22 protein-coding genes are annotated in these 24,389 nt (G+C 43.5%); 21 read left to right on the forward strand and 1 reads right to left on the reverse strand.

Going from position 1 to position 24,389, the window contains the following annotated elements:
* The first annotated feature begins 109 nt into the window (after positions 1-109).
* The 20 genes from JJ941_RS12565 to JJ941_RS12660 all read left to right on the forward strand — a co-directional run bounded on the left by JJ941_RS12565 (position 110) and on the right by JJ941_RS12660 (position 23,164).
* On the forward strand, positions 110-3,868 hold the full coding sequence (locus JJ941_RS12565; RefSeq protein WP_290965792.1) for an efflux RND transporter permease subunit: 3,759 nt from the start codon (positions 110-112) through the stop codon (positions 3,866-3,868).
* Complete coding sequence (locus JJ941_RS12570) at positions 3,865-5,214, forward strand: TolC family protein (RefSeq protein ID WP_290965795.1); 1,350 nt, start codon at positions 3,865-3,867, stop codon at positions 5,212-5,214. Before JJ941_RS12565 ends, JJ941_RS12570 begins: the two co-directional genes overlap by 4 nt.
* A 73-nt stretch (positions 5,215-5,287) precedes the next feature.
* On the forward strand, positions 5,288-7,003 hold the full coding sequence (locus JJ941_RS12575) for an efflux RND transporter periplasmic adaptor subunit (RefSeq protein WP_290965798.1): 1,716 nt from the start codon (positions 5,288-5,290) through the stop codon (positions 7,001-7,003).
* Positions 7,004-7,028: 25 nt separating this feature from the next.
* Entirely contained in the window at positions 7,029-7,370 is a 342-nt protein-coding gene (locus tag JJ941_RS12580) for a P-II family nitrogen regulator (protein ID WP_255135950.1), read from the forward strand.
* A gap of 106 nt (positions 7,371-7,476) precedes the next feature.
* Positions 7,477-7,953: a hypothetical protein gene (locus JJ941_RS12585; protein ID WP_255135951.1), complete on the forward strand. Its 477-nt coding sequence runs from the start codon at positions 7,477-7,479 to the stop codon at positions 7,951-7,953.
* A gap of 65 nt (positions 7,954-8,018) precedes the next feature.
* Complete coding sequence (locus tag JJ941_RS12590) at positions 8,019-8,231, forward strand: SHOCT domain-containing protein (RefSeq protein WP_290965803.1); 213 nt, start codon at positions 8,019-8,021, stop codon at positions 8,229-8,231.
* A 39-nt stretch (positions 8,232-8,270) separates the two neighbouring features.
* Complete coding sequence (locus tag JJ941_RS12595; protein ID WP_290965805.1) at positions 8,271-9,737, forward strand: multicopper oxidase domain-containing protein; 1,467 nt, start codon at positions 8,271-8,273, stop codon at positions 9,735-9,737.
* A 60-nt stretch (positions 9,738-9,797) separates the two neighbouring features.
* Positions 9,798-10,868, forward strand: a complete 1,071-nt coding sequence (locus tag JJ941_RS12600) for a DUF2231 domain-containing protein (protein ID WP_290965807.1) — start codon at positions 9,798-9,800, stop codon at positions 10,866-10,868.
* A 12-nt stretch (positions 10,869-10,880) separates the two neighbouring features.
* Entirely contained in the window at positions 10,881-11,318 is a 438-nt protein-coding gene (locus tag JJ941_RS12605) for a nuclear transport factor 2 family protein (RefSeq protein ID WP_290965809.1), read from the forward strand.
* A gap of 32 nt (positions 11,319-11,350) precedes the next feature.
* Positions 11,351-13,414 carry a copper-translocating P-type ATPase gene (locus JJ941_RS12610; RefSeq protein ID WP_290965812.1) on the forward strand — a complete coding sequence of 688 codons (2,064 nt, stop codon included), beginning with the start codon at positions 11,351-11,353 and terminating at the stop codon, positions 13,412-13,414.
* Positions 13,415-13,529: 115 nt separating this feature from the next.
* Entirely contained in the window at positions 13,530-13,811 is a 282-nt protein-coding gene (locus tag JJ941_RS12615; RefSeq protein WP_103664476.1) for a DUF5676 family membrane protein, read from the forward strand.
* A gap of 2 nt (positions 13,812-13,813) precedes the next feature.
* Positions 13,814-14,257 carry a hypothetical protein gene (locus JJ941_RS12620; protein ID WP_290965815.1) on the forward strand — a complete coding sequence of 148 codons (444 nt, stop codon included), beginning with the start codon at positions 13,814-13,816 and terminating at the stop codon, positions 14,255-14,257.
* Positions 14,258-14,406: 149 nt separating this feature from the next.
* Positions 14,407-14,871 carry a hypothetical protein gene (locus JJ941_RS12625; RefSeq protein ID WP_290965818.1) on the forward strand — a complete coding sequence of 155 codons (465 nt, stop codon included), beginning with the start codon at positions 14,407-14,409 and terminating at the stop codon, positions 14,869-14,871.
* A 117-nt stretch (positions 14,872-14,988) separates the two neighbouring features.
* Positions 14,989-16,359 (forward strand): TolC family protein, encoded by a 1,371-nt coding sequence (locus JJ941_RS12630; RefSeq protein ID WP_290965821.1) that lies wholly within the window; start codon positions 14,989-14,991, stop codon positions 16,357-16,359.
* A gap of 34 nt (positions 16,360-16,393) precedes the next feature.
* Positions 16,394-17,653 (forward strand): efflux RND transporter periplasmic adaptor subunit, encoded by a 1,260-nt coding sequence (locus JJ941_RS12635; RefSeq protein ID WP_290965824.1) that lies wholly within the window; start codon positions 16,394-16,396, stop codon positions 17,651-17,653.
* Positions 17,654-17,696: 43 nt separating this feature from the next.
* The gene (locus tag JJ941_RS12640) at positions 17,697-20,801 is read left to right on the forward strand and encodes a CusA/CzcA family heavy metal efflux RND transporter (RefSeq protein WP_290965827.1); all 3,105 of its coding nucleotides are present in this window, start codon (positions 17,697-17,699) and stop codon (positions 20,799-20,801) included.
* A gap of 67 nt (positions 20,802-20,868) precedes the next feature.
* Positions 20,869-21,189 (forward strand): P-II family nitrogen regulator, encoded by a 321-nt coding sequence (locus JJ941_RS12645; protein ID WP_290965830.1) that lies wholly within the window; start codon positions 20,869-20,871, stop codon positions 21,187-21,189.
* 153 nt (positions 21,190-21,342) lie between these two features.
* Entirely contained in the window at positions 21,343-21,909 is a 567-nt protein-coding gene (locus JJ941_RS12650) for an AraC family transcriptional regulator (RefSeq protein ID WP_290965833.1), read from the forward strand.
* Between the two features lie 120 nt (positions 21,910-22,029).
* Complete coding sequence (locus JJ941_RS12655; RefSeq protein ID WP_020403948.1) at positions 22,030-22,467, forward strand: hypothetical protein; 438 nt, start codon at positions 22,030-22,032, stop codon at positions 22,465-22,467.
* A 43-nt stretch (positions 22,468-22,510) separates the two neighbouring features.
* Positions 22,511-23,164: a methyltransferase domain-containing protein gene (locus JJ941_RS12660; protein ID WP_020403949.1), complete on the forward strand. Its 654-nt coding sequence runs from the start codon at positions 22,511-22,513 to the stop codon at positions 23,162-23,164.
* Positions 23,165-23,182: 18 nt separating this feature from the next.
* On the opposite strand, the gene JJ941_RS12665 is transcribed toward JJ941_RS12660, so the two are convergent.
* Complete coding sequence (locus JJ941_RS12665; protein WP_020403950.1) at positions 23,183-23,803, reverse strand: rhomboid family intramembrane serine protease; 621 nt, start codon at positions 23,801-23,803, stop codon at positions 23,183-23,185.
* 189 nt (positions 23,804-23,992) lie between these two features.
* Here JJ941_RS12665 and JJ941_RS12670 point away from each other — a divergent pair, with 189 nt between their 5' ends.
* Positions 23,993-24,337 (forward strand): STAS/SEC14 domain-containing protein, encoded by a 345-nt coding sequence (locus JJ941_RS12670; RefSeq protein WP_020403951.1) that lies wholly within the window; start codon positions 23,993-23,995, stop codon positions 24,335-24,337.
* The last annotated feature ends 52 nt before the right edge of the window (positions 24,338-24,389 follow it).

The raw sequence follows: 24,389 nt of genomic DNA on the forward strand, positions 1-24,389 counted from the left end.
CTTGATTCTTGTACTATCTATCTATTGTAAAAAATAGGCTTCAAGGTCTCAGATATCTATCGAGAGATGATCACCTTTTTAATTGTACCGATTCATCAATAATAAACTCATGCTAAATAAAACCATCCGGTTTTTCCTGGAAAATAAACTTGTAGCTGTACTATTCTTGCTAGTCTTAGTAGGCTGGGGACTTGCAGTAGCTCCCTTTAATTGGAATCTTGACTTTCTTCCTCGGGATCGTGTTCCTGTGGATGCTATTCCAAACCTTGGGGAGAACCAACAGATCGTGTATACCGATTGGGAAGGTCAATCTCCTCAGGATATAGAAGATCAGGTCACCTATCCTCTGACTACTCAATTACTGACTGTGCCTGGCATCAAAACCGTTCGAAGTAATTCGATGACCGGTCTTTCCATCATTTACATCATTTTCGAAGAGGATGTGGATTATTATTGGAGTCGCTCCCGCATCCTTGAAAAACTAAACTCACTTCCGGCAGGCACTATTCCTCAAACTGCAAAGCCCGCCCTTGGTCCTGATGCTACCGGACTGGGGCAGATATTTTGGTACACGCTGGAAGGCAGGGATCAAAGTGGAGAGCCCGCAGGTGGCTGGGACCCTCAAGAGTTACGGTCCATACAAGACTTTTATGTGAAATACGGACTATCAGGAGCTCAAGGTGTGGCAGAAGTTGCTTCCATTGGAGGGTATGTAAAAGAGTACCAGATTGACATCGACCCAAACAAACTAAAAACGTATGGGGTTACTCTGCCTGAAGTGATCGATGCAGTACGAAAAACCAATGCTGAGACCGGTGCCCGAACTATTGAGATGAATAACGTGGAATACCTGGTTCGGGGAATTGGGTACATAGAAAACCTGGAAGATTTGGAATCTGCTGTGGTTAAAGTAGTGGATAATACGCCCATTCGAATTCAGGATGTTGCCTTCGTTAGTATGGGGCCTGCTCCACGAAGAGGTGTGCTGGATAAGGCTGGAGCAGAAGCCGTTGGTGGAGTAGTCGTAGCCCGGCAAGGTGCCAATCCCCAGCAGGTAATTGATAATGTAAAAGCACAGATCAAAGAGATTTCTGCCGGCCTGCCTGTAAAAACCCTTGAAGACGGAACCGAATCTCAAGTCACCATTGTACCATTTTATGATCGCTCTACGCTGATCTCAGAAACCTTGGGGACGCTCGAAGAAGCGCTCACACTTCAAATACTTATTACCATTATCGTGATCGTTATAATGGTATTGAATCTGCGAACTTCGGTGCTAATTTCTGCAATGCTCCCCATCGCTGTACTCATGACCTTCATTGCCATGAAGTATTTTGGGGTGGATGCTAACATTGTGGCCCTTTCCGGGATCGCTATTGCCATTGGTACCATTGTGGATATGGGAGTCATCCTTTCTGAGAATATGCTCCGGCATTTGGAAGAAATGGAGGAAGATGAATCACTTTTGGAAGTTATATACAATGCTACTGTTGAAGTAGCCGGGGCTGTATTGACGGCCATAACCACCACCATTGTGAGTTTTCTCCCTGTCTTTACGATGATCGCTGCCGAAGGGAAACTATTCAAACCACTGGCTTACACTAAAACCTTCGCGCTGATTGCTTCCATTATCATTACAATCACACTGATCCCACCCTTTGCCCATTGGTTCTTTGGGTTAAAGATCAACAATCGGAAATTGAAACTGAGCTGGAACGGTTTACTGGTGATCGGAGGATTCATTGCCATGTTGACTGTTTCAGGTTGGGGTGGTCTGTTGATCATGGGCTTCGGACTCATCAATGGCGTGGGATTCTTTTTAGGCGAAGAATATCACAAACGAATTCCATTTCTCAATAATGCGCTTTCTGTAGTAGTAGTCACCTGGCTACTGACAGAATACTGGCTTCCTTTTGGCCCATCGGTCTCTTTTGCAGGTAATTTGTTTTTTATCGTTTTAGTGATCGCCCTTATTCTTGCCACCTTCTGGCTCATCATCAAATATTATCAACCCATTATTAGTTGGTGTCTGGATCATAAAAAGATTTTTCTAGCCCTTCCATCCTTTTTCGTGATTTTTGGGGTGGTAATTTGGCTGGGCTTTGCAACTACCTTTGGATTTGTAGCCAAAAGCTTTAATACGGTCGGGGTTGATATAAGCGAAACATCCGTTTGGACTTCAGCGTCCGAAGCTTTTCCAGGACTGGGTGAAGAATTTATGCCCGCCCTGGATGAAGGAGCTTTCCTTTTGATGCCTACTACGATGCCTCATGCCGGTATAGAAGAGGCAGAAGACGTGATGCGTAAACTGGACCTGTCTGTTAACTCCATACCGGAAGTTGAAATGGTTGTTGGAAAAATGGGCCGGGCTGAATCAGCCTTAGACCCTGCACCTATCTCCATGTTCGAAAATGTGATTCAATATAAATCGGAATACAAAACGGATGAAAATGGCCGACGGATGCGATTCGAGGTCAATGATTCAGGGGAGTTTGCCAGAGATGAAGATGGAGAACTGATCCCGGATGAAAACGGTAAGTATTATCGCCAGTGGCGCGATCATATTCACTCCCCGGATGATATCTGGGATGAAATTGTAGCTGCCGCACGCATACCCGGAACTACCTCTGCCCCCAAACTTCAGCCTATTGAAACACGATTGATCATGTTGCAATCGGGAATGCGGGCTCCCATGGGTGTAAAAGTGAAAGGCAGTGATCTTCAAGAAATCGAAAATTTTGGTTTACAATTAGAAGATGTCCTGAAGAATGCTGAAGGCGTAAAAGCTTCATCGGTATTTGCGGAACGTATTGTTGGTAAACCCTATTTGGAAGTTCATTGGAACCGGGAACAGTTAGCCCGCTACGGGTTATCCGTTCAAGACGTGCAGCAATTTATGTCGATGGGTGTGGGTGGGATGGCAGTCTCAACCTCCGTTGAAGGGCGCGAGCGATACCCTATTCGTGTTCGTTTTGCCCGCGAGTTAAGAGATAACCCTGAGGCTTTAAATGAACTTTTGGTTCCCACCAAGACGGGTGTTCAAGTACCTCTTTCACAACTGGCTGAGATCAAATACCGCCAAGGACCACAAGCTATCAAAAGCGAAGATACGTTCCTGGTGGGTTATGTAATCTTCGATAAGTTAGATGGCTTTGCTGAAATTGAAGTGGTAGAAAATGCCAGACGTGCTATTGAAGAGAGTGTGAACTCCGGTAACATAGCGGTTCCCGCAGGTATCAATTTTGAATTCGCGGGCAACTATGAGAATCAGGTCCGAGCTGAGAAACGGCTAAGCGTTATTCTGCCTATTGCGCTGGTCATTATCTTCCTGATCATGTATTTCCAATTCCGGTCTGTGGCTACTACATCCATGATCTTCAGTAGCATTTTTGTGGCCTGGGCGGGTGGATTTCTACTTGTTTGGCTGTACGGTCAGGGATGGTTTCTGAATTTTGATCTGTTTGGTCAAAATCTTCGGGATCTGTTTCAAATGGGAACCGTGAACTTAAGTGTGGCTGTGTGGGTGGGTTTCATCGCCTTATTTGGAATAGCGGCTGATGGAGGTGTAGTGATGGCAACCTATCTCGACCAATTGTTTGATCGCAAGAAACCGAAGACATCGGCTGAGTTACGAGAAGTGGTGATAGAGGCAAGTACACGAAGGATTCGTCCGACACTCATGACGACAGCTACCACCATCCTTGCTTTGTTACCCGTCCTAACATCCACAGGCCGAGGCTCGGATATTATGGTGCCTATGGCAATCCCGAGTGTAGGTGGCATGTTCCTGCAAATCATCACATTACTGGTTATACCGGTCCTTTATTACATGTGGAAAGAATTTAAAATGAAAAAAGAATTGTCATGAAAGAAGATCATCGAATAAAGAATATTGAATATCCAACATTGAGCAGGATGGGAAGAAAGTCTTCAGCACTCTTTGCGAAACCTCTGCACGCTCTGCGATTAATTGCATTACTTGGTATAATTGCACTGCCTTTTACCGTGCAAGCTCAAACTATTGCCGAATACCAACAACAAGCAGCTAATAATAATCCCCAGTTGAAGGCTGAATATCAGCACTATCTATCAGCTCTTGAAGAAAGTCCTATTGTTGGTGCTTTGCCCGATCCGGAAGTTGCTTTTGCCTATTTCATCAGTCCGATTGAAACCAGATTGGGACCACAACAAGCAAGGATTTCACTAACCCAAATGTTTCCCTGGTTTGGGAGCCTCTCAGATAAACGATCAATATCGGAAGCGCAGGCTAAAGCACAATACGAAGTATTTCAGGAGACCCGAAATCGACTGTTTTATCAAACCGAGAAAGCACTTATTGAAGTTTATGAGTTGGACCAAAGCTTGGAGATTGCCAACGAAAACCTCGACATCCTAAACTCCTTAGTGGAGATAAGTTTGAGCCGATATGAAACAGATCAGGCTTCGCAGGTGGATGTGTTACGGGCACAAATCGAACAGGAAGACCTGAAGACGCAAATTGCTTTGCTTGAAGACAACCGGAACGTGTTAATTCAAAAAGTGAATGAGCTTTTGAATGCTGAGCAAGAACAGGTGATCACCTTGCCGGATACGTTAATTCCTGAAATGAGTATAGAAAGCGAGCCGGAACTACTGAATAAATTGGTTCAACAAAACCCGGCATTAAATCGCCTTAGATACCAGAAGGACTCCGCCCATGAAATGAAAACGCTGGCAGCAAAAGACGGGAAACCATCCTTTGGCGTAGGTCTGGATTATATCTTCACCGGAGAACGCTCGGATGTACCAACGCTAGCTGATAATGGTAAAGATGCCATCATGGCCAGAGCCAGTTTCAAAATTCCCCTGTTCCGAAATAAATACAATGCCAAGGTTCAACAAGCAGAGCTGAATATTCAATCAGTACAGTCGCAAATAACAGACAAAGAGAACAAACTGGAAACAGATTTATCCTCTTCGTTGAGGGACTATTATGATGCGCGGCGTCGGTTTGACTTGTATGACCAGAAGCAGATTCAACGAGTTAATCAGGCACTGAGCATTATGACACAGAACTATTCAACCGACAGCTCCAATTTTGAAGAAATTCTACGGATGCAGCGCAAGCTTTTGGGTTATCAACTTAGCCGCATTCAGGCTTTGGTAGATATGCAGGTTTCATCGGCTTTCATCGATTACCTGACTGGCAAACACAACATTAATCTAAATAAATAGACCTGTGATTTCAGGAATGAGTAGTGAGAAAAACTACTCACTTCTCTAATCTCACAACTCAATACTTACAACTATGAAAACAAAAAACATACTTATTTACTCTGGACTTATACTGGGTGGACTCTTACTCGGCTACCTCTTTTTCGGAGGGACTTCGGAACCACAAACACTTGAAGAGCATATATCAGAAACCCACACTGATGAGGAAGGCAATGTGGTTTATACGTGCAGTATGCACCCTCAGATAAGAGAAAGCGAGCCAGGAAATTGTCCAATTTGTGGCATGGAGTTAATTCCGGCTAATGATCTTGATGACAGTGACTCAGAATCGCTCAACCCGAACGCTGTTACATTCTCGAAAGCCGCACTTGCGCTTGCTGAGGTTGAAACCACTCCGGTTAAAAAAGGAGTCCCAGTGGTTGAAACCCGGTTGCCGGGCAAAGTGGTTGTAAATCAGAACTTGGTATCGAATGTGACGGCTCACTTCCCCGGTCGTATTCGGGAGTTATATGTAGATTATACCGGTGATTACGTCCGTAAAGGGCAAAAACTGGTTTCTATTTATTCTTCGGAGTTAATTACGGCACAAAGTGAACTTTTGGAAACAGCCCGATTCAAAGAACAAAACCCTCGATTATATGAGTCTGCCCGGCGCAAGCTATTGCTTTGGGAATTTCCGGAAGAGACCATTAACCAAATCGAACAATCAGGAGAAGTGATGGAAGAGTTAGACTTTTTCTCACCGGTATCTGGCTATGTATCACAGATCAATATCTCTCGGGAAGACCATATTCAGGAAGGTTCAATGCTATACCGGATCGCGAAGCTTTCTGAGGTATGGATTGAATTTGAGGCGTATGAATCGTCAGTCAATAATTTAAAAATCGGAGATAAAATTGATTTTACGGTGAGCTCCATTCCTGGGCATACTTATACCGGCGAAGTCAGCTTTATCCAGCCTTTTTTAAATGATAAATCCCGAACAGTAGAAATACGTATTACTGTGGATAATCCGAGAAACGAGATGAAACCCGGCATGTTTGCTGAAGGAGTTATTTCTTCTCAATCAGGCCAAAAACAGCAACTTCTTGTCCCCCGAAGTGCCGTGCTATGGACCGGAGAAAGGTCCATTGTGTTTATGGATGTTTCCACAGCTGAAACTCCTGCTTTTGAAGCAAGGGAAGTTGTATTAGGCAAAAGGGCTGGTAACGAATATGTAATCGAATCTGGACTGGAAGTTGGTGAGCGTGTGGTATCAAACGGCACATTTAAAGTGGACGCTGCCGCCCAGCTTAGCGATAAACTCAGTATGATGAATAGAGAACCGGGCTCAGGAGCAAATCGCGGGGCACATGATCACGGTGCTATGGACATGAATAACGGTGAAATGAATATGGACGACGGCGATATGAATGAATCCACTATGGATACAACTGAAGATCATTCAAATCATGAAATGGATAAAAGCCTTGAGGCATTAGTACCCCAGTACTTGAAACTTCGGGAAGCACTGTCCAAAGATGATTTTGAAACGGCTAAAGAACATGTCCGAGTGTTCTCAACGGATACATTCAGTGATATTGAAGAGCTCAGAGCCGAGTTCAAATCCATTTCAGAAATGCTTATTTCACGAATTGAAGAAGAAGGATATGAAGGAGCACTGTTCAAGCAATATTGCCCTATGTACGGTGGTGGAAGCACCTGGATAAGTGACAAAAAAGATATTGAAAACCCTTTTTATGGCACTCAAATGCACAACTGTGGAGAAACCGTTGAGCAGATGAATTAATGTATAAATCAAAAACGGAGGTATTATGAAATTAGTAAAAGCATACATACGCCCCATGCTGCTTGAAGAAGTGTATAAAGCGCTACGTTCTGAAGGCCATTGTTGCATAACGGTTTTCAGAGGAGAAGGAGCAGGTCAATATACCGATCCTGACCATGCCCATGGCTCTTTGCAATTCCCGGCGATGCACTCCAAAGTTGTGAAAATAGAAATAGCAGCGGTAGACGAAGATGTCAATTCTATTATTGAAATCATTCAACAAACTGCTTCAACAGGTTCGCGCGGAGATGGAATTATATTTGTCATGCCTATTGAGAATATGATTAGAATCAGGGATGGTGAGGAAGGACCTAAAGTAATAGAATAATAGGCTTACACTAAATAAACGGTAAGTATTAATCATCATTGTATAAGCTAACCCCTTAGATAAATGATATTTTAAGTAAAGCAAACATTAACAAAACCATAAGATTATGAGAAAGATAAAATCAATCGCTCTGTTACTGGCAATAAGTTTAGGTCTAACCGTAACCGCTGTGGCCCAGCAACAAAATATGGAGCAGAAAAAGCAGCAAATGATGACCATGATGCAGGACTCATCTATGCAATCCGTGATGATGGATCACATGATGAATAATCCTGAAATGCGAGCCAAGATGATGCAGAGAATGATGAAATCACAAAAGATGGATCATTCCAAAATGATGGAAAACATGAACTCCATGATGAACAATCCTGAAATGAAAGAACGCATGGAAAAGCATATGGAAATGATGCAATCTATGATGGATGGAGATATGGATCAAGCTAGAATGATGAATATGATGGATAACTCATCCATGATGAATATGCATATGATGTGTATGCAAATGATGCAGGGAGGCATGATGGATTCGGGAATGAAAATGAAATCAGATTCTACCGATAATAAAGATATGAACCATCATTAGTAAAAATTAAATGGGGATGTGGTTCAAAGTCATCCCCGAATTCTAAAACTTTAAATGATAGCACTATGCATGATTTTCAATTTTTTGGAGGTGGCTGGATGATGTTCTTCTGGTGGTTCTTACTAATTGCTTTGGTCATTGTCTTGGCAAGGCCGTTATTCAAGACAAATCAACAAGAATCTGAAAGCGAAACGCCCCTTGAGATCCTTAAGCGAAGATATGCAAATGGGGAAATTGATCAAGAAGAATTCGAGAAGAGGAAAAAGGATCTGATGTGATCAAGTATTCAATAATACAATCATTATAGTTTCAAATTTATGAAAAGAAAACAATTTTTACGCAGAGTAGGTCTTGGAACGGGTGCATTAGCCCTATCACCTTGGTTAACATCCTGCCTAACTTTTTCTGACGATGAGTTGCAGGGTTCTTTTAGAAACAGATTGCCTTTTCCGGGTCAAATAACCGATCCTTCGTTTAATTTATCTGCCTCTTCTGCAGAAATAGAGCTACCAGAATCGTTAAGTCTGGCTGCTTTTCAATTTAATAATTCAGTTCCCGGTCCAACAATTCGCCATGTAAAGGGGCAGGAACTTAACATCCAGTTTACTAATAATATAGGTCAGGAAAGCATTATTCACTGGCATGGACTCATTGTTCCCCCCGAAATGGATGGACATCCCAAAGATGCAATATCAGGAGGAGCCTATGATTATGAATTCAGCCTGAATCAAAGAGCCGGCACCTATTGGTATCACCCTCATCCTCACAGAATAACTGGAGAACAGGTTTATCGCGGGTTAGCAGGTTTTTTTATTATTGAAGATGACGAAGAAAAAGCACTCAACTTACCGAGTGGTAACTACGAGATACCGCTCGTTATTCAGGATCGGAGAGTAAGTGACTCTGGGCAGATTATTTATAACCCGTCTATGCCCGAACGGATGATGACTGGGTTTTTGGGAGATACAATCTTAGTTAACGGAGCGCCATCTCCTTACCATGAAGTTGAGCCTGGTGTGTATCGCTTGAGAGTATTAAATGGCTCAAATGCCCGGATTTATAATGTAGCGTTTCAAGATGATCTTTCCTTTATGGTCATTGGCACCGATGGAGGCCTTCTACCGGAAGCTATTGAGACCAATGAATTATTAATGGCCCCAGGGGAAAGAGCAGACATACTGGTAGACTTCTCTGGATTGAAGAAAAAAAGTATTCACCTTATCAGTAAACCATTTGATGTGCCTTCCGGCGGCGGTATGATGGGAATGCAAAACATGATGGGTAGCTCCGGTCCCGAACAAGGCACCGGTTTTGATCTTATGGAATTCAGGATTGATGGAGAATCTAAGCAAGAATCGATGGGCCTTCCCAGTCAGCTGTCTGAATCGACCTTTCCTGAAGCTTCATCTGCTGATCGCACCCGCTCCATTCGGTTGGATATGCAAATGATGAACGGCCATACCATTAATGGGCGTCAGTTTGAGATGGAGCGAGTCGATGAACGTGTAGAGCAAGGAAGTACTGAAATTTGGGAGTTTATCAATAACTCAAACGTACCTCACCCCATGCACGTGCATGCCGTTCAGTTTAAAGTTCTTGATAGAAGTGGAAACAGAGGATTAATGCCTACCGAAACAGGCTGGAAGGACACTGTACTTGTCATGCCCGGCGAGACTGTTAGGGTTATCATGAGTTTCAATGCGCCAAAAGGCCTGTACGTTTTTCACTGCCATAACCTGGAGCACGAAGACAACGGCATGATGGCTAACATGGAGATTATATAACCTTTTGGAAACAACAATTAATTTCTGAACTCAATTATTTAAAACTTTGGATAACTAATTATGGAATCTTTACTAACTCCTGAATGGGCTCCCAACATTCACCCACTGATCGTTCATTTTCCTATTGCGCTATTAGTGACGGCTGCATTGGCTAATTTTGTATCTCTTTTTATTCAAGAAAAATGGTGGGATGAAACAAAGAATACCATCCTTTATGTAGCAGGAGCACTTTTCGCCGGTTTCACCTACTATAGTGGTACATTAGCTGCAGATAGTGTCTTTTTACCTACAGAAGCTCAATCTGTTTTAAGTGAACACGCCGACTGGGCGGAGTATCTTCTATGGTTCTTTGTAATATATGCTCTATTGAGAATCGCCTTTCATTGGTTTGATCTTTTTGAAAAGAATGCCTTTAAGATCATTGCATTCATTACAGTGCTACCGGGATTATTTATGGTATATGAAACGGCTGAGTATGGCGGTAAAATGGTATATGGATATGGAGCGGGAACCGGTCAATTATTACAACAAGAAGAACTAGCCCCATCTGAAGTCACCGAAAGTATTACTGTTCCATCCTCTTTTATTACTAAAGATAATGGAGACTGGACCTGGGAGATCAACTCAAATTCAGTAAGTGACCTAATCACTAATTTTCACTGGGTGAACGGTTCTTTACAGGCATTAAAGCCAACTATAAATTCGAGTGGCAATCCGCTACTACAGCTTCAAGCTTCCGGGCAAGCGAATCTATTTGTTACCCATCAATCATATCAAAACATACAAGTTGATTACTTCCTCAACCTGGATGACTTGGATGGAGAAATAGAACTCATTCATCACCTGCAGGATGCAAATAACTATGATTTTGTTTCACTGAATTCGGATGGGATTATTCGTCAAGGCAGAATCCAAAACGGAGAAACAACCATTTTCGAAGAGGGCACCTATGAAACCGAGGGCCTGTTATTTCTACGTGTAGTGGCAGATGAGACTCACTTTCGTGGATATATTAACAGAGAGATGAAGGTTCACGGCCACGGAGATGCTCCGAAAAGAGGAAGCGTGGGGCTAAAATTACAAGGCCAAGGATCAGTGCTCATATCTAAAATTGAAATGACCCAACTCTAAAAAACTATACCTATGGAATCACTTATAAAAATAGTTACTGTTCTTGTTTTCTTATCAGGAACTGCGATTGCCCAGACAAATCAAAAAGAAACAAACGTTTTAAAAGCACTTGAAAACTTTAAAACCGCCATTGTTGAAAATGATTCTGAGGCTGCATCTAATGTTATGGCTGATGATGTCTTGATACTGGAAGGCAGCGGAATGGAAACGAAGGAAGAATATCTTTCCCATCACTTTCACTCCGATGGTAAATTTCTTAAGGCCATGGATCGTGAGATACTAACTCAAAAAATCAGCATTGAAGGGAATACAGCATGGGTAAGCACGGTTAGCTCCATGAAAGGAACATATTCCGAAAGAGAAATAGACCTGACCTCTCTCGAACTGGCTGTATTAAAAAAGGCAGGTTCGGATTGGAAAATTACTGCTATTCACTGGTCATCCCGATAAGTAACAAACGATTTAACTAAACAGAGCAGAATATGAACCACGAACATCACAATCACGAAGACCATAACCACAATGGTCACCAAAATAAAGAGCATAACCAAGATCAGGAACACAATCAGGATCACGGTGGGCATGAAGGGCACTCCCATCATGAGCATCACAAAATGATGGTTCAGGACTTCAAATTTCGATTTTGGTGGGTGCTTGCACTCACGATTCCGATCATGGCCCTATCACCCATGATCCAGGATTTTCTGGGTGTGGACTGGAGATTCACCGGTGACAGCTGGATTTTAGCTGCGTTATCAACCGTCGTTTACTTCTTTGGCGGATGGCCGTTTCTAACAGGACTGATAGATGAGCTGAAGAAAAAGCAACCGGGTATGATGACGCTTATCGGTCTTGCTATTTCTATCGCCTACCTCTATAGCACCGCTGTGGTCTTTGGCTTTGAAGGAGACCTGCTCTACTGGGAGCTTTCAACTTTGGTCGGGATTATGCTTTTGGGACACTGGATCGAAATGCGTTCTGTGATGAGCGCTTCGACAGCTTTGGAAGAGTTAGCTGCTTTGATACCGGGTGAAGCTCATCGTGTACATGAGGATGGATCAACGGAAGACGTCCCGGTAGAAGAATTAGAACAGGGCGACAAAGTCCTCATCAAGCCGGGTGAGAAAGTGCCAGCCGATGGGATTGTTGTTAAAGGGGAATCGAGCGTGAATGAAGCCATGCTCACCGGAGAATCCAAGCCGGTTAGTAAACAAAAAGATGATGAGGTAATTGGCGGTTCTGTAAATGAAAAAGGCTCTCTTACTATACAAATTTCTAAAACCGGGGACGATTCATTCTTATCTCAGGTTATTAACCTGGTAAGAGAAGCTCAGGAAAGTAAGTCTCGTACACAGGATTTAGCCAATCGGGCTGCTTTTTGGTTGACCATCGTTGCTATTACAGCCGGCCTGATAACCTTTGGAGCCTGGATCTTTTTTACGGGACAAAGCTTTGACTTTGCGATGAACCGAACCGTAGCGGTCATGGTGATTACCTGTCCACACGCGTTAGGTCTGGCCATTCCATTGGTGGTTTCCCGCTCAACCAGTATTGCTGCGACCAATGGATTTCTTATACGCAATCGGTCTGCTTTTGAGCAGGCAAGAAACTTGGATTCCATTATCTTCGATAAAACCGGTACGCTAACCGAAGGAACCTTTACGGTAACCAATATTCTGAATTTTGGGGATGATCACTCCGATGAAGAGATACTTAAATATGCAGCTTCGCTGGAGAAAAACTCTGAACATCCACTTGCAAAAGGAATCCTCGAAAAAGCCGGCGAAACCTGGGAGCCGGATGAGTTTAATTCCATTACCGGAAAGGGAATTGAAGGCAAGGTAAATGGAAAGTCGGTGAAAGTAGTAAGCCCCGGATATATTCGGGACCAGGAAATGGAATACCCAACAGCTGAAGTTGAAAAAGTATCATCCCAGGGAAAAACGGTGGTTTTTGTGATCATTGGAGATCAATTGACCGGAGCCATTGCTTTGGGAGATCAAATTCGAGAGTCGTCTAAGAATGCGATTGATGCATTACACAAGATGGGGATTGAGTGCATTATGCTGACGGGCGATAATCAACAAACGGCCGATTATGTAGCTGGAGAACTAGGCATTGATCAGGTGTTTGCTGAAGTACTTCCGGATGAAAAAGCCGATAAGGTGAAGGAGGTTCAGGGGCAAGGAAAACTTGTGGCCATGACCGGAGACGGCGTCAACGATGCCCCCGCTTTAGCTCAGGCTGATGTTGGAATTGCTATCGGAGCCGGGTCAGATGTGGCTGTTGAGACCGGCGATATCGTACTGGTAAAAGATAACCCTGAAGATGTGACGGCACTTATTAAGCTCTCAAAATCTACCTACACAAAAATGGTCCAAAATCTGTGGTGGGCTTCTGGATATAATATCGGTGCCATTCCTCTTGCTGCCGGCGTCCTGTTTGCTTGGGGCATTATATTAAGTCCTGCAGTGGGAGCCATTCTGATGTCGCTAAGTACCGTCATTGTAGCTATCAATGCACGGTTATTGAAGCTCGAAAATTGAAGGATATAAAATGGAAACTAAGTTTTTCAAAAGATGGGTTCAAAACTGCGAATCTAACTTTAATATTTTCAGATCACTGAATAGTACATAAAACCAATAGAATAGAGGAGATACTATGGGAAAACTAAACATCAAGAAATTAGGAATAGCGGTTGGCGCAACAGGCGTGATTCTTTATCTGGGCTGTGCCTTGTTGATGATCGTGCTTGGCCAGCAAGGAACTATTTCCTTTTTTAACGCCCTCTTACACGGTTTTGATACGTCATCAATCATTCGAATGGATATTCCTTTGTGGGAATCACTTCTTGGAATTATTCTGACCTTCATTATAGGCTGGATATCTGGGGCAATAATCGCTGCCATATATAATGTTAGTCTAAACGATTCTGAGAATTGAACGTGATTAGTGAACCTACCAAAAAAGTTATTTTTTGGGCTTTTATCCTTAATACTATTTGGGAATTTGTTCAATGTGGCTTTCTATATGGCATGTGGGACTGGCCTTTTCTCAAGGCTACAGTTTGGATGTGGGGAGCTGTTTTAGGGGATATCATCATTGTATTAGGGCTATGGAGAGCCACCTCAATGCTGACTTCGTCCGTGCATCTGGAACCTCGTCTTGGTCGCAAAGGATATATTGTGCTTTTCGGCTTAAGCTTTGCAGCAAGTATTTTTCTTGAATGGGTTGCTATTTTTCTTAGCCTTTGGGAATATACATCTGCGATGCCAGAGCTAACTATTTTTTCTTATGAGGTTGGCTTATCGCCGATTGTTCAAATTACTGTTCTTCCCGCTCTGAGCATTTACCTTGCTTCAAAGCGAACTAAAATTTCACGTGTATAAAACATAAACAAGCTTCTAAAACTTATGGGCAATAACTACCTAAGGTTCAGTTTTTAAGTTTAACTGCAAAATTTGATATCTTTAAAACATAATTATGTAAGATGTTTTGTAGCTGATAGTCTATTATTAGTATTCACAAAATTTTAGCTTTGCTTAAAAAAATCCACAAAACAAAGATTTATAAAATCTCAGCACGACTTCTGCTGATCATATTTGCTATGCACGTGTTAAGTGTGCACAGTCTGGCAGAGTCATTGGTGTATTGTTTTGAAGATAATGGCGATGTAAATGTTGAATCAAAGGCAGAGCTTGGAATTTTCTTTAATAGTGAAGCCGAAGTCCACGAAAATGATGGTCATAATCACGAACAGGAAACGGTTTTTCACCAAGATAATGACCACCATCGGGATGTTCCTATTTCTTTACTCTGTGCCAAGGAAGACAAGCTAAATCGCTTTGACCAGCAAAAAACAGTCGCTGATCTTAAACGAGCTGTTTTGCAAAAAAGCGAAATCACTCCTGTCTCCCGTTCGGTTCAACAAACCATTTTCTTACCGCCGGTTATAGAAAATTCTATCACCACCAATCTACAGACCGTAGTACTTCTGAATTAGGCCATACAGCCCCTCCTATACCTAATTCACATTGAAAATGCCCTTCATATTCACAGGATCATAGTATCCAGTGCGCATTTCTCATAAATCTACAACAGCTAAAAAGCTGAATACTACATGTCAAAATATATCAAAACGATGCTGCTCATCGGCACGCTCGTGCTTGCTGCCGGTTGCGCCAGCGAACGAACGGTACTTCAAGCACCATCTGAAAGCACGCTTATAGAACATGAATCCGAGGACTATTCTTCTCAGATTCTAAACAGAAATTTAAACTCTTCGGCCAATTCGATTGCCATTGGCGACACGCTGAGCTATCGAACGGCACTGGCTAAAACGCTCCTCGAAAACCCCGGTCTGCAAAGTTATGCCTGGCAAGTTCGGGTTAAGGAAGCCGAGCGCATTCAAGCTGCTTTGTTGCCCAATCCGGAATTGGAAGCCGAAATGGAAAACTTTGGAGGAACCGGCCCTTTTGAAGGCTATGATTCCAGGGAAACCACGATAAGGCTCAGCCAAAAAGTTCTCTTAGGGGCTGATCGGATGAAACGGAAACGACTGGCCGGTTTAACTACTGAGCTCGCCGAGTGGGATTACGAAACCCAGCGTTTAAATACGCTCACCGGACTCACACAAGCTTATACGTCCGCTTTGGAAGCCCAACTGCAATGGGAGCAACAAAAAGAGTTATTAGATGTTGCCCGACAATTTTATGAAAGCGTGTCGGCACAAGTCGAAGCCGGGAAAGTTTCAAAACTGGAGCAGACCAAAGCCCAGGTTGAACTCTCTCGTGCACGCATAGATCTGGAAAACAGGCGCAATGCGATGCAATCCGCTTTTACCACACTGGCCTCATTTTGGGGAAGTGATCAGGTTTCGTTTATGGCACTGTCAGGCGAATTAGAGATGCCGGATTCTATTCCAGACTACCAATACGTGGCCGAATTTATAGAGCGAAACCCAGATGTTGCTCGCTGGACTACCGAGATTCAGCAACGGGAAGCTTCCCTTTCGTATGAGCGATCCAAAGCCATTCCTGATATAAAAATCAGCGGCGGGTATCGCTGGATGGAAGATCTTGGAGCCGAAGCTGCTTTAGTAGGTGTCTCCATACCTCTTCCATTTTTTGACCGCAACCAAGGGAATGTAAAGGCGGCTCGTTATGAGCTCAACCGTGCGGAAACGGTGCGGGAGTCTGCCAGAATTGAGGTGCAAAAAGCCCTTCAAAATAGCTATAACAAGTTACAGGCTGCTTTATATGAGGCCGAGCAACTTCAAGCTGAAGTCTTACCCGGAGCCCAAACAGCCTATGAAGCTGCCCAAATCGGCTACCGGCAGGGAAAGTTTGATTTCCTGGAAGTTCTGGATGCCCAGCGAACTTTATTTACCAGCCGGACCCGCTACGTACAAGCGCTGGCTGAACTGAACCGTGCCATTGCACATGTAGAGCGACTGATAGGCACGCCCTTGAATGAAATTTCTACCAACTAATTATTTGAACCCCATGAAACAGAGATTAAAAACAATGAAGATCATTAACGTATTACTCCCGGTGTGGATGTTGCTTTTGAGTGGAGTCGTCATAAGCGGCTGTAGTTCTCAAAATGAATCCACTCCACAAACCGAAAACCATGCTACCGCTTCTGAACACGGCTCAGACGAAGCCCAACATACGGAGGCAGAAGGCGAGCGATCGGCAGAAGAAGGTGAACATTCAGGTGAAGTCCATTTATCACAGGAGCAATTAGCTTCTCTAAACATCAACGTAGATACCCTGAAAGCCGGAAGTGCAAGCTCCGTAATTCAACGGCCTGCCAGTGTGATGTACGATATGGATCGCATTGCAAAAGTGGGTCCGCGTATTGAGGCCAAAGTGGTTAAAGTGCTTAAAGATTTGGGGGATTACGTGGAAGAAGGCGAGCCCATTGCACAAATGAGCAGCGTTGGACTTGGCAAGATCAAAGCCGATTACATTCGTCTCAGAGCGGCCATGAAGAAGGAGGAAGCCCACTTTAAGCGTGAGCAAAATTTGTATGAACAGGATATCTCCAGTCAGGCTGAGCTGTTGCAGGCCGAATTGGAATATGAACAAGCGAAAGCAGAGCTTGATGCCGCCTCTGAAGCGTTGCGTTTATACGGATTATCCCATAATGATATCCAAAATATTAAGGCCGGAAGTGAGATTCCGCTTTCTTATTTCTACCTGAGCAGTCCCTTGAGTGGTACCATTCAGGAGCGAGACCTTTCTCCCGGACAGACTATAAGCCCCAGTGAAACGCCGGTTCATGTAGCCGACTTGTCTAAGGTTTGGGTGATGATAGACGGATATGAGCAAGATATTCGCTATCTGGAAACCGGACAGGGTGTTGAGCTTTCCATACGAAGCACTCCTGGAACCACCTTTGAGGGAACGACCGACTGGATCTCGTACGAGCTCGAAAAAGAAACTCGAACCATGCCCGTACGTGCGCTTTTTGATAATCCTGAAGGCCAGCTCCGTGCCGGTATGTTTGGCACCGCTCGCATTTACACCAATTCAAAGGAAACCGCTGCCCTCATTCCTGTGGACGCCGTTCAGCAAATCGAAGGCACTGACCGTGTATTTGTGCCTGGTGAAGAGCCCGGAAGTTTCCGTCCGGTTGTCGTTACACTTGGAAATGAACGAGACGGTTTTGTTGAGGTGATCTCTGGCTTAGATCCGGGACAAACAGCTGTTGTTTCCGGGGCTTTTGACCTGAAATCAGCTCTTACCGCCGCAACCCGGAGTGCAGATCATGGCCACTAATGCAGATCGGCTCAACAAAATTATCACCCTGAATATTTGACCTATGCTTGAACAAATAATTGATAAAGTATTAAAGAACCGGCTAACCATCTTTATTTTGGTAGCCGCGGTAGCGCTCTATGGCTACTTTTCATTTCGGGATGTACCCATAGATTCCTTTCCCGACGTATCACCCACACTCGTGCAGGTGTTTACTTCCAGTCCGGGTCTTTCTCCGGTAGATGTGGAAACTCAAATAAGTTATCCCATTGAGATCTCCATGTATGGTTTGCCGAAACTGGACCGGGTGCAAAGCACCTCCATTTTCGGGCTTTCCAGAGTGAATATTTACTTTGAGGAAGGAACTGATATTTACTTTGCCCGGCGACTGGTCAACGAACGACTGTCGCAGGCCAAAAACGAGATACCGGACGGACTTGGTGAACCCCAACTTGGCCCTATCACCACCGGCCTTGGAACGGTGTTGATGTATGAGGTCAAGAATAAAGAAGGCTACGATCACTCCCTGATGGATATCCGTACCGCTCAGGACTGGATCGTAAAACCGCAACTGCGAACAGTGCCCGGCGTAACCGGCGTGCTGTCGATTGGCGGGGATGTTCGTCAATTCCAGGTCAAAACCGATATGAATGCCCTGGTTTCCCGAGGACTTACCCTTGAAGATCTCGAAGGTGCCCTCAATAAAAACAACCGCACGGTAGGCGCTTCTTTTCTGGAACGCGGAGGAGAAGAATATCTGGTGCGCGGTTATGGCTGGATTCAACCCGACGAAGAAGGTCTCAATGACCTTGAGAATATAATCGTATCCAATGAAAACGGCACTCCGGTGTATGTGAAAGATGTAGCTGAAGTGGCATTTGGCTCGGAAATCAAGCGGGGAACACTGGTTGCTAACGGGGAAGAATCGGTGGGCGGTTTTGTGTTGAAACTCATCGGAACCAACACGCAGGACTTGCTGGCCGAAATGGATAACAAAGTGGATGCCATTAATAGCGCCCTCCCCGAAGGGATGGTCATGGAAACCTTTTATTCTCAAGGTGAACTCGTAGAAAAAGCCGTGGGTACAGTTACCAATGCCCTCTACATCGGGGCCATTCTGGTGCTCATCGTGCTGTACTTTTTTATGGGTGATATCCGATCCACACTGATTATTATTTCCACAGTCCCCATTGCTTTTCTGATTGCATTCATTGGCATGAAATGGCTGGGAATATCGGCTAACCTGATGAGTCTCGGTGGGCTGGCGATCAGCATCGGGATGATCGGTGATAGTGCCACGGTAATTGTGGAAAACACGTACAGGCTGCTTGAGGAGCGAAAAGAAGGAAATGTGTCCCTAACACGGATTGTGAGTGAAGCCGCGCGTGAAGTCATTCGACCGGTCTTTTTCGCTACCAGCATTATCATCATTGTATTTCTGCCACTCTTCTCGCTTGAAGGTGTGGAAGGAAAGATGTTCAAACCGCTGGCTTATACCATTACCTTTGCGCTGTTCGGAGCCATCTTTTTAGCGCTGACGTACATTCCTATTATCTCCAGCTTCATCCTTCCCGAAAAAGGCATGGACAAGGAACCCTGGTTGGTACGTACGCTCAAAAAATGGAGTGAACCGTTGATCGAGAAGACCTCCAAATATCCTAAAATGGTATTTGGTGCCGCTCTTGTTCTCTTTGCCGGAAGCATGGCCATCTTTCCGTTTTTAGGAACCGAGTTTCAGCCCACTTTACGAGAAGGTACCTACGCCGTTCGTTCGGTATTACCACCGGGGGCCAATCTTCCAACCACTACCGAATACTCCAAGCGGCTTCAGGAATCGATGCTAACCTTTCCTGAAGTAGAAAGCGTCTATTCGCGTGTTGGTCGTGCTGAAGTTGGTGGAGATCCTGAGCCGGTGAACGTGGTCTTCAACGTGGTGAATTTGAAACCGTTGGACGCATGGGAATGGGGACGTGATTACGAAGAACTTCAGACCGCGATGGCAGAAAAACTATCCGAGGATCTACCCGGCGTTTCTTCCAATTTCTCCCAACCTATTCAGCTTCGTACTGATGAGCTGCTAAGCGGCGTTCGGGCCCAAGTGGTTGTGAGTTTATATGGCGATGACCTGGATGTGCTGGCTGAAAAAGCAGGTGAAATCCAGGCCATTGCTGAAGGTGTGGAAGGAGCCGTTGATGTCCGCGCCCAGCAACAAGGCGGCAAACCGCAAATCCTGGTTCGTCCGGATCGTGAGCAGTTGGCCCGGCTGGGAATTAGCATGGATGACTTCCTTAACACCGTAGAAACCGGGATCGGTGGATCGGTATCCGGGCAAGTCTTCGAAGGCATCCGACGCTTCGATATCTTTGTTCGCCTACAGGAATCTCAGCGAACCCACATTGACCAGGTTCGCGATCTACCCATCCGTACGGCTAAAGGAGCATTGGTTCCGCTGTCACAAATAGCCGATGTGGAAGTCTTTACCGGACCAAAGCAGATCTCCCGAAATAAAGCCAGTCGCCGAACCTATGTACAGCTTAACGTGAGAGGACGAGACATGGGAAGCGTAGTCAGTGAAATTCAGCAAAAGGTGGCTGAGCAGGTCGAACTACCGGCAGGATATTTCACCGAATACGGCGGACAGTTTGAAAATCAACAGCGGGCGATGGCGCGGTTGTATGTAGTGGTTCCCATTACGCTGGGACTCATTTTTTTCATGCTGTTTTCCACCTTCAGTAGCTGGAAATACGCTGTGCTCATCTTCCTGAATATACCCTTTGCCACTATCGGTGGTATTGTAGCGCTTTGGGTGTCCGGTCTCTACTTGTCCGTGCCGGCAGCCGTGGGTTTTATCGCCATCTTTGGTATCGCGGTACTCAATGGCGTGGTGCTGGTTTCCTACATCAACCAACTTCGGGAGGAAGGACTTGAAACCCACAAGGCAGTTGTTAAAGCCGCCTTGTTACGGCTACGCCCTGTACTCATGACGGCCTTAACCACCGGTCTCGGACTGATTCCGTTGCTACTGGCAAACGATATCGGCTCGAATGTGCAACGTCCTCTGGCAGCCGTGGTAGTTGGTGGTCTGGTAACATCGACTCTGCTTACACTGGTGGTATTACCCACTATCTACAAGTGGTTTGCTGAACCGGTAGAACACGTTGAACTGTAATTTTAAACCAACTTAAACCTCCAGGGTTTTTAAAACCCTGGAGGTTTCATACAAAAAGAAAAATATTATGAAAGAGATAAAAGCATTTATTCGAACCAACATGATTGATTACGTTATTGATGGACTTGAAGCCTTATCCGAACCACCCGGTATAACCTTATCGGATGTCAGGGGTTGGGGGCACGTTAAAGCCGAAGATGAAGCACGGCTCACCAACCGTATAAAACTGGAAACCGTTGTTCCCGATGAACGGGTTGCTGAAATTATTGATACGATCATCCAAAAAGGAAAAACAGGTAATTCGGGTGATGGTAAAATCTTTATATCCGAAGTAGATAAAGCGGTCAGAATACGCACCGGGGAAATCGACGAAGAAGTGATTAGATAGGCTAAGAGTACATCACTTTATACCCCGGGATTGCTGTCATTTGACCGTGGCAGTAGTCATCTGAAATTATATTCGTGATAACAATGAATTGCGATTTGAAATACACCGCTTAATTGTTGTTACAACAGCAACTTTTTAAACATAACTATGACCATGGAAGAACAAATTTTTCGTATAAAAAATATGGTGTGTGAACATTGCGGAGAAGTACTGGAGAGTAAATTAAATGAAGCTGGTTTTGTAGTAGAATCAATGAGGTTGGGTGCTATAAAGCTCCAAGAACCGGTGAACCGGCAACAGTTTATCAAACTAACAAATATTGTTCATCAAAATGGATTTGAAATCATAAGTGATAAAAGCAGTCAGTTGGTGGAACAAATCAAACATCTGATTATAGATGTTATTCATGGCCGGAATAAACTGGAGGGTAATCTGTCGGAGTATATAGTGGAGAACATTCACAAAGACTATCAACATCTTAGCAGACTGTTTTCCAGTGTAGAGGGAAAATCTATAGAACGATACTTTATTTTACAGAAGATTGAGCGATCTAAAGAATTGATTGTTTATGGAGAGCAAAATTTAAGTGAGATTGCTTTCGAGCTTGGTTATAGCAGCCAACAGCACTTTTCGCGACAGTTTAAAAAAGAGACGGGACTAGCGCCATCGCACTTCAAAGAAATTAAAGAACAAAAAAGAACTTCCATTGATCGCTTGTAACATAAAATTGCATATAGATATCATACATCTGCAAGATTTCTTTGGCGGAAATAGATAGTATGGGTCAAATATTGGTATAAGAAAATATCATTACTGATTAAAAAGGGAGCAATAAATTCTATGGAAATAATTAAAATCGAACTTGGAAAATTATTGAAAAGTGTTTCTGACTCAAGAGATTTTTGCATTGACCGGCTGTTAGGCAGCCTAAAAAAACGGGAAGGAATTTTAAACATAAAAAAAAGTGAATCAGTTACAGATAAGCCTCAACTCACCATTTCTTTTGATCCAGAAATTATTAGTGAACATCAGGTAAAAAGGATGGCCCGGGAAACTGCCAATTCGCTCGATCAAACCTTTGGCCACTTTCAAATTAGATTAAAAGAATTCACAGATTCCGAAAAACTTAAGGCTGCTACTTCTGTTCTGAAAAATATGAAAGGAGTTATGAATGTTTTGATCGTACCAACCGGCAGCCTGATTGTTGAATTCAATAAATATATTACCCAAGAGTCTATTCTAAATGAGATAATTAAGAACTTAAATGTACTAAGCTAAATTTAATGAGTGGGTACTTTTGTGAACAAAAGGCACAATTATCATGGACTATGAAATACTTTCAAAAAAACAAATAAAAGAAATCTACAGTGATTGGGCGGACCGATACGATCTTTCACTTTGGTTGTTCAACCTGATTGGTTTTCAGTATCAGTTTTACAGAAGAGAAGCTATTAAAGGATTATCGCTAAAACTGGGAGATACTGTTATTGACTTGGGATGTGGTACAGGACTAAATTTTTCCATACTCCAGCGAATGGTTGGATACAAAGGCACGATCATTGGAGTTGACTTATCGGAATCGATGTTAGATAAAGCACAGAAACGGGTAAGACGACACAGTTGGAAAAATGTGCAACTGGTCGAGTCAGATATGGCTGATTTTGCTATTCCAGAACATACGGATGCTGTGCTTTCTACTGCTGCATTGACTATGTCGCCAAAATATGATCAAATCATACAGTACGTTGCTGATGAATTAAAACCGGGCAAACGGATGTCTATTTTTGAATTCAAAAAACCGGAAAAGTGGCCTGAATGGTTAGTAGATGTCACTCTTTCATTCCTGAAAACCTATGGAGTACGAAAGGCTCACACGAAAAGAACTCCATGGAAATCTATGGAACAGCATTTTCAGCAATCAGAAATGAAGGAGTATTACTTCGGAGCTGTTTATGTTTGTTCCGGAACAGCTTGAATATAAAAGCTTTATCTATTACCCTCGCCTCTTTAGTCCCCAAAATTTAATTAAGGCGTACCCAAATAGCATTCCACCCAGATGTGCAAAATTGGCCACTCCGGCCTGTGTGCCTAATACTCCGTTCATTAGCTCAATGCCTCCAAATATGGCTACAAAATATTTAGCTTTAATGGGTATAGGAGGAATAAGAAGAACGATATAACGATTTGGAAACATCATGCCAAAGGCAAGCAAAATTCCATAAACCGCCCCCGATGCGCCAACAGTAGGAACGTTGGCATTTACAAATATCAATTGAATAATTGCAGCCCCAATTCCTGTTATAAAATAATAGATAGTAAATCGCTTAGAACCCCAATAGTTTTCAATAGCTTGACCAAACATCCATAGTGCAAAGAGATTGAAAAAGATGTGTGCAAACCCAGCGTGCAGGAAGAGATAGCTCACCGGCTGCCATATTTCAAACTTTCCGGAATCGAGAGGCCAAAGTGCCCCCAATTGGTATAGAAAGTTACCTAAACCCGGAATATTCAACCCTATGAAAACCAACGCGTTTATGATAAGTAAGTTTTTAACCGCGGTTGGGAATACAGAAAATTGTGAGTTTGGTTGATATTGATCGTTTTGATAATTCAAAGTTGAAGTCTTTACTGTTAACTTTTTCTTGTAAATCTTAAACCTGTGGTAGTCTCTTTAAGTTTCGTGAAGTCAGCTTAACAGCAAAATCCTGCACAAGTACCACATAAATCTGCAAGACTCAACAGAGGTAGTATTGTACATTATGGTAAATAATTAGCAACAGTACAGGAATGATCGAAAACTATTATGATCGAAGTTAGTGAACTTAGTGATTCGTCAGTTTTGGTTTTGAATATTTCAGGAAAATTGACAAAGCAGGATCTTGATGAACTTATTCCCATGTTAAAAAATCATATTTCTCAATCTGACGATCCTCACCTTTATATTAGTATGCAGGGCTTTAAAGGGTGGGAAAGTGTAGCCGCAGCCTGGAAAGATTTAAATCTTGATGCGGACTACATTGGATATTTCGACCGAATTGCTATTGTTGGTGAAAAGAAATGGCAGGAATGGGGAACACAATTGGTCGATGCAATAAGCAAAGAAGAACTTAAATACTTTTATACAGAAGAAGCCGACAAGGGATGGTAGTGGATTAACAATACACACGAATAAAGTACCTATGCAAAATTATGTGAATAGT

It is taken from the genome of Gracilimonas sp. (assembly GCF_017641085.1).
In the GTDB taxonomy this organism is placed as follows: domain Bacteria; phylum Bacteroidota; class Rhodothermia; order Balneolales; family Balneolaceae; genus Gracilimonas.

Bases quoted from the DNA above. Each gene is read 5' to 3' on its own strand.
- JJ941_RS12570 (WP_290965795.1), top strand. From the start codon at position 3,865: ATGAAAGAAGATCATCGAATAAAGAATATTGAATATCCAACATTGAGC.
- JJ941_RS12600 (WP_290965807.1), top strand. From the start codon at position 9,798: ATGGAATCTTTACTAACTCCTGAATGGGCTCCCAACATTCACCCACTG.
- JJ941_RS12670 (WP_020403951.1), top strand. From the start codon at position 23,993: ATGATCGAAGTTAGTGAACTTAGTGATTCGTCAGTTTTGGTTTTGAAT.
- JJ941_RS12590 (WP_290965803.1), top strand. From the start codon at position 8,019: ATGCATGATTTTCAATTTTTTGGAGGTGGCTGGATGATGTTCTTCTGG.
- JJ941_RS12610 (WP_290965812.1), top strand. From the start codon at position 11,351: ATGAACCACGAACATCACAATCACGAAGACCATAACCACAATGGTCAC.
- JJ941_RS12595 (WP_290965805.1), top strand. From the start codon at position 8,271: ATGAAAAGAAAACAATTTTTACGCAGAGTAGGTCTTGGAACGGGTGCA.
- JJ941_RS12660 (WP_020403949.1), top strand. From the start codon at position 22,511: ATGGACTATGAAATACTTTCAAAAAAACAAATAAAAGAAATCTACAGT.
- JJ941_RS12655 (WP_020403948.1), top strand. From the start codon at position 22,030: ATGGAAATAATTAAAATCGAACTTGGAAAATTATTGAAAAGTGTTTCT.
- JJ941_RS12565 (WP_290965792.1), top strand. From the start codon at position 110: ATGCTAAATAAAACCATCCGGTTTTTCCTGGAAAATAAACTTGTAGCT.
- JJ941_RS12645 (WP_290965830.1), top strand. From the start codon at position 20,869: ATGAAAGAGATAAAAGCATTTATTCGAACCAACATGATTGATTACGTT.
- JJ941_RS12615 (WP_103664476.1), top strand. From the start codon at position 13,530: ATGGGAAAACTAAACATCAAGAAATTAGGAATAGCGGTTGGCGCAACA.
- JJ941_RS12650 (WP_290965833.1), top strand. From the start codon at position 21,343: ATGGAAGAACAAATTTTTCGTATAAAAAATATGGTGTGTGAACATTGC.
- JJ941_RS12635 (WP_290965824.1), top strand. From the start codon at position 16,394: ATGAAGATCATTAACGTATTACTCCCGGTGTGGATGTTGCTTTTGAGT.
- JJ941_RS12580 (WP_255135950.1), top strand. From the start codon at position 7,029: ATGAAATTAGTAAAAGCATACATACGCCCCATGCTGCTTGAAGAAGTG.
- JJ941_RS12575 (WP_290965798.1), top strand. From the start codon at position 5,288: ATGAAAACAAAAAACATACTTATTTACTCTGGACTTATACTGGGTGGA.
- JJ941_RS12585 (WP_255135951.1), top strand. From the start codon at position 7,477: ATGAGAAAGATAAAATCAATCGCTCTGTTACTGGCAATAAGTTTAGGT.
- JJ941_RS12630 (WP_290965821.1), top strand. From the start codon at position 14,989: ATGTCAAAATATATCAAAACGATGCTGCTCATCGGCACGCTCGTGCTT.
- JJ941_RS12640 (WP_290965827.1), top strand. From the start codon at position 17,697: ATGCTTGAACAAATAATTGATAAAGTATTAAAGAACCGGCTAACCATC.
- JJ941_RS12605 (WP_290965809.1), top strand. From the start codon at position 10,881: ATGGAATCACTTATAAAAATAGTTACTGTTCTTGTTTTCTTATCAGGA.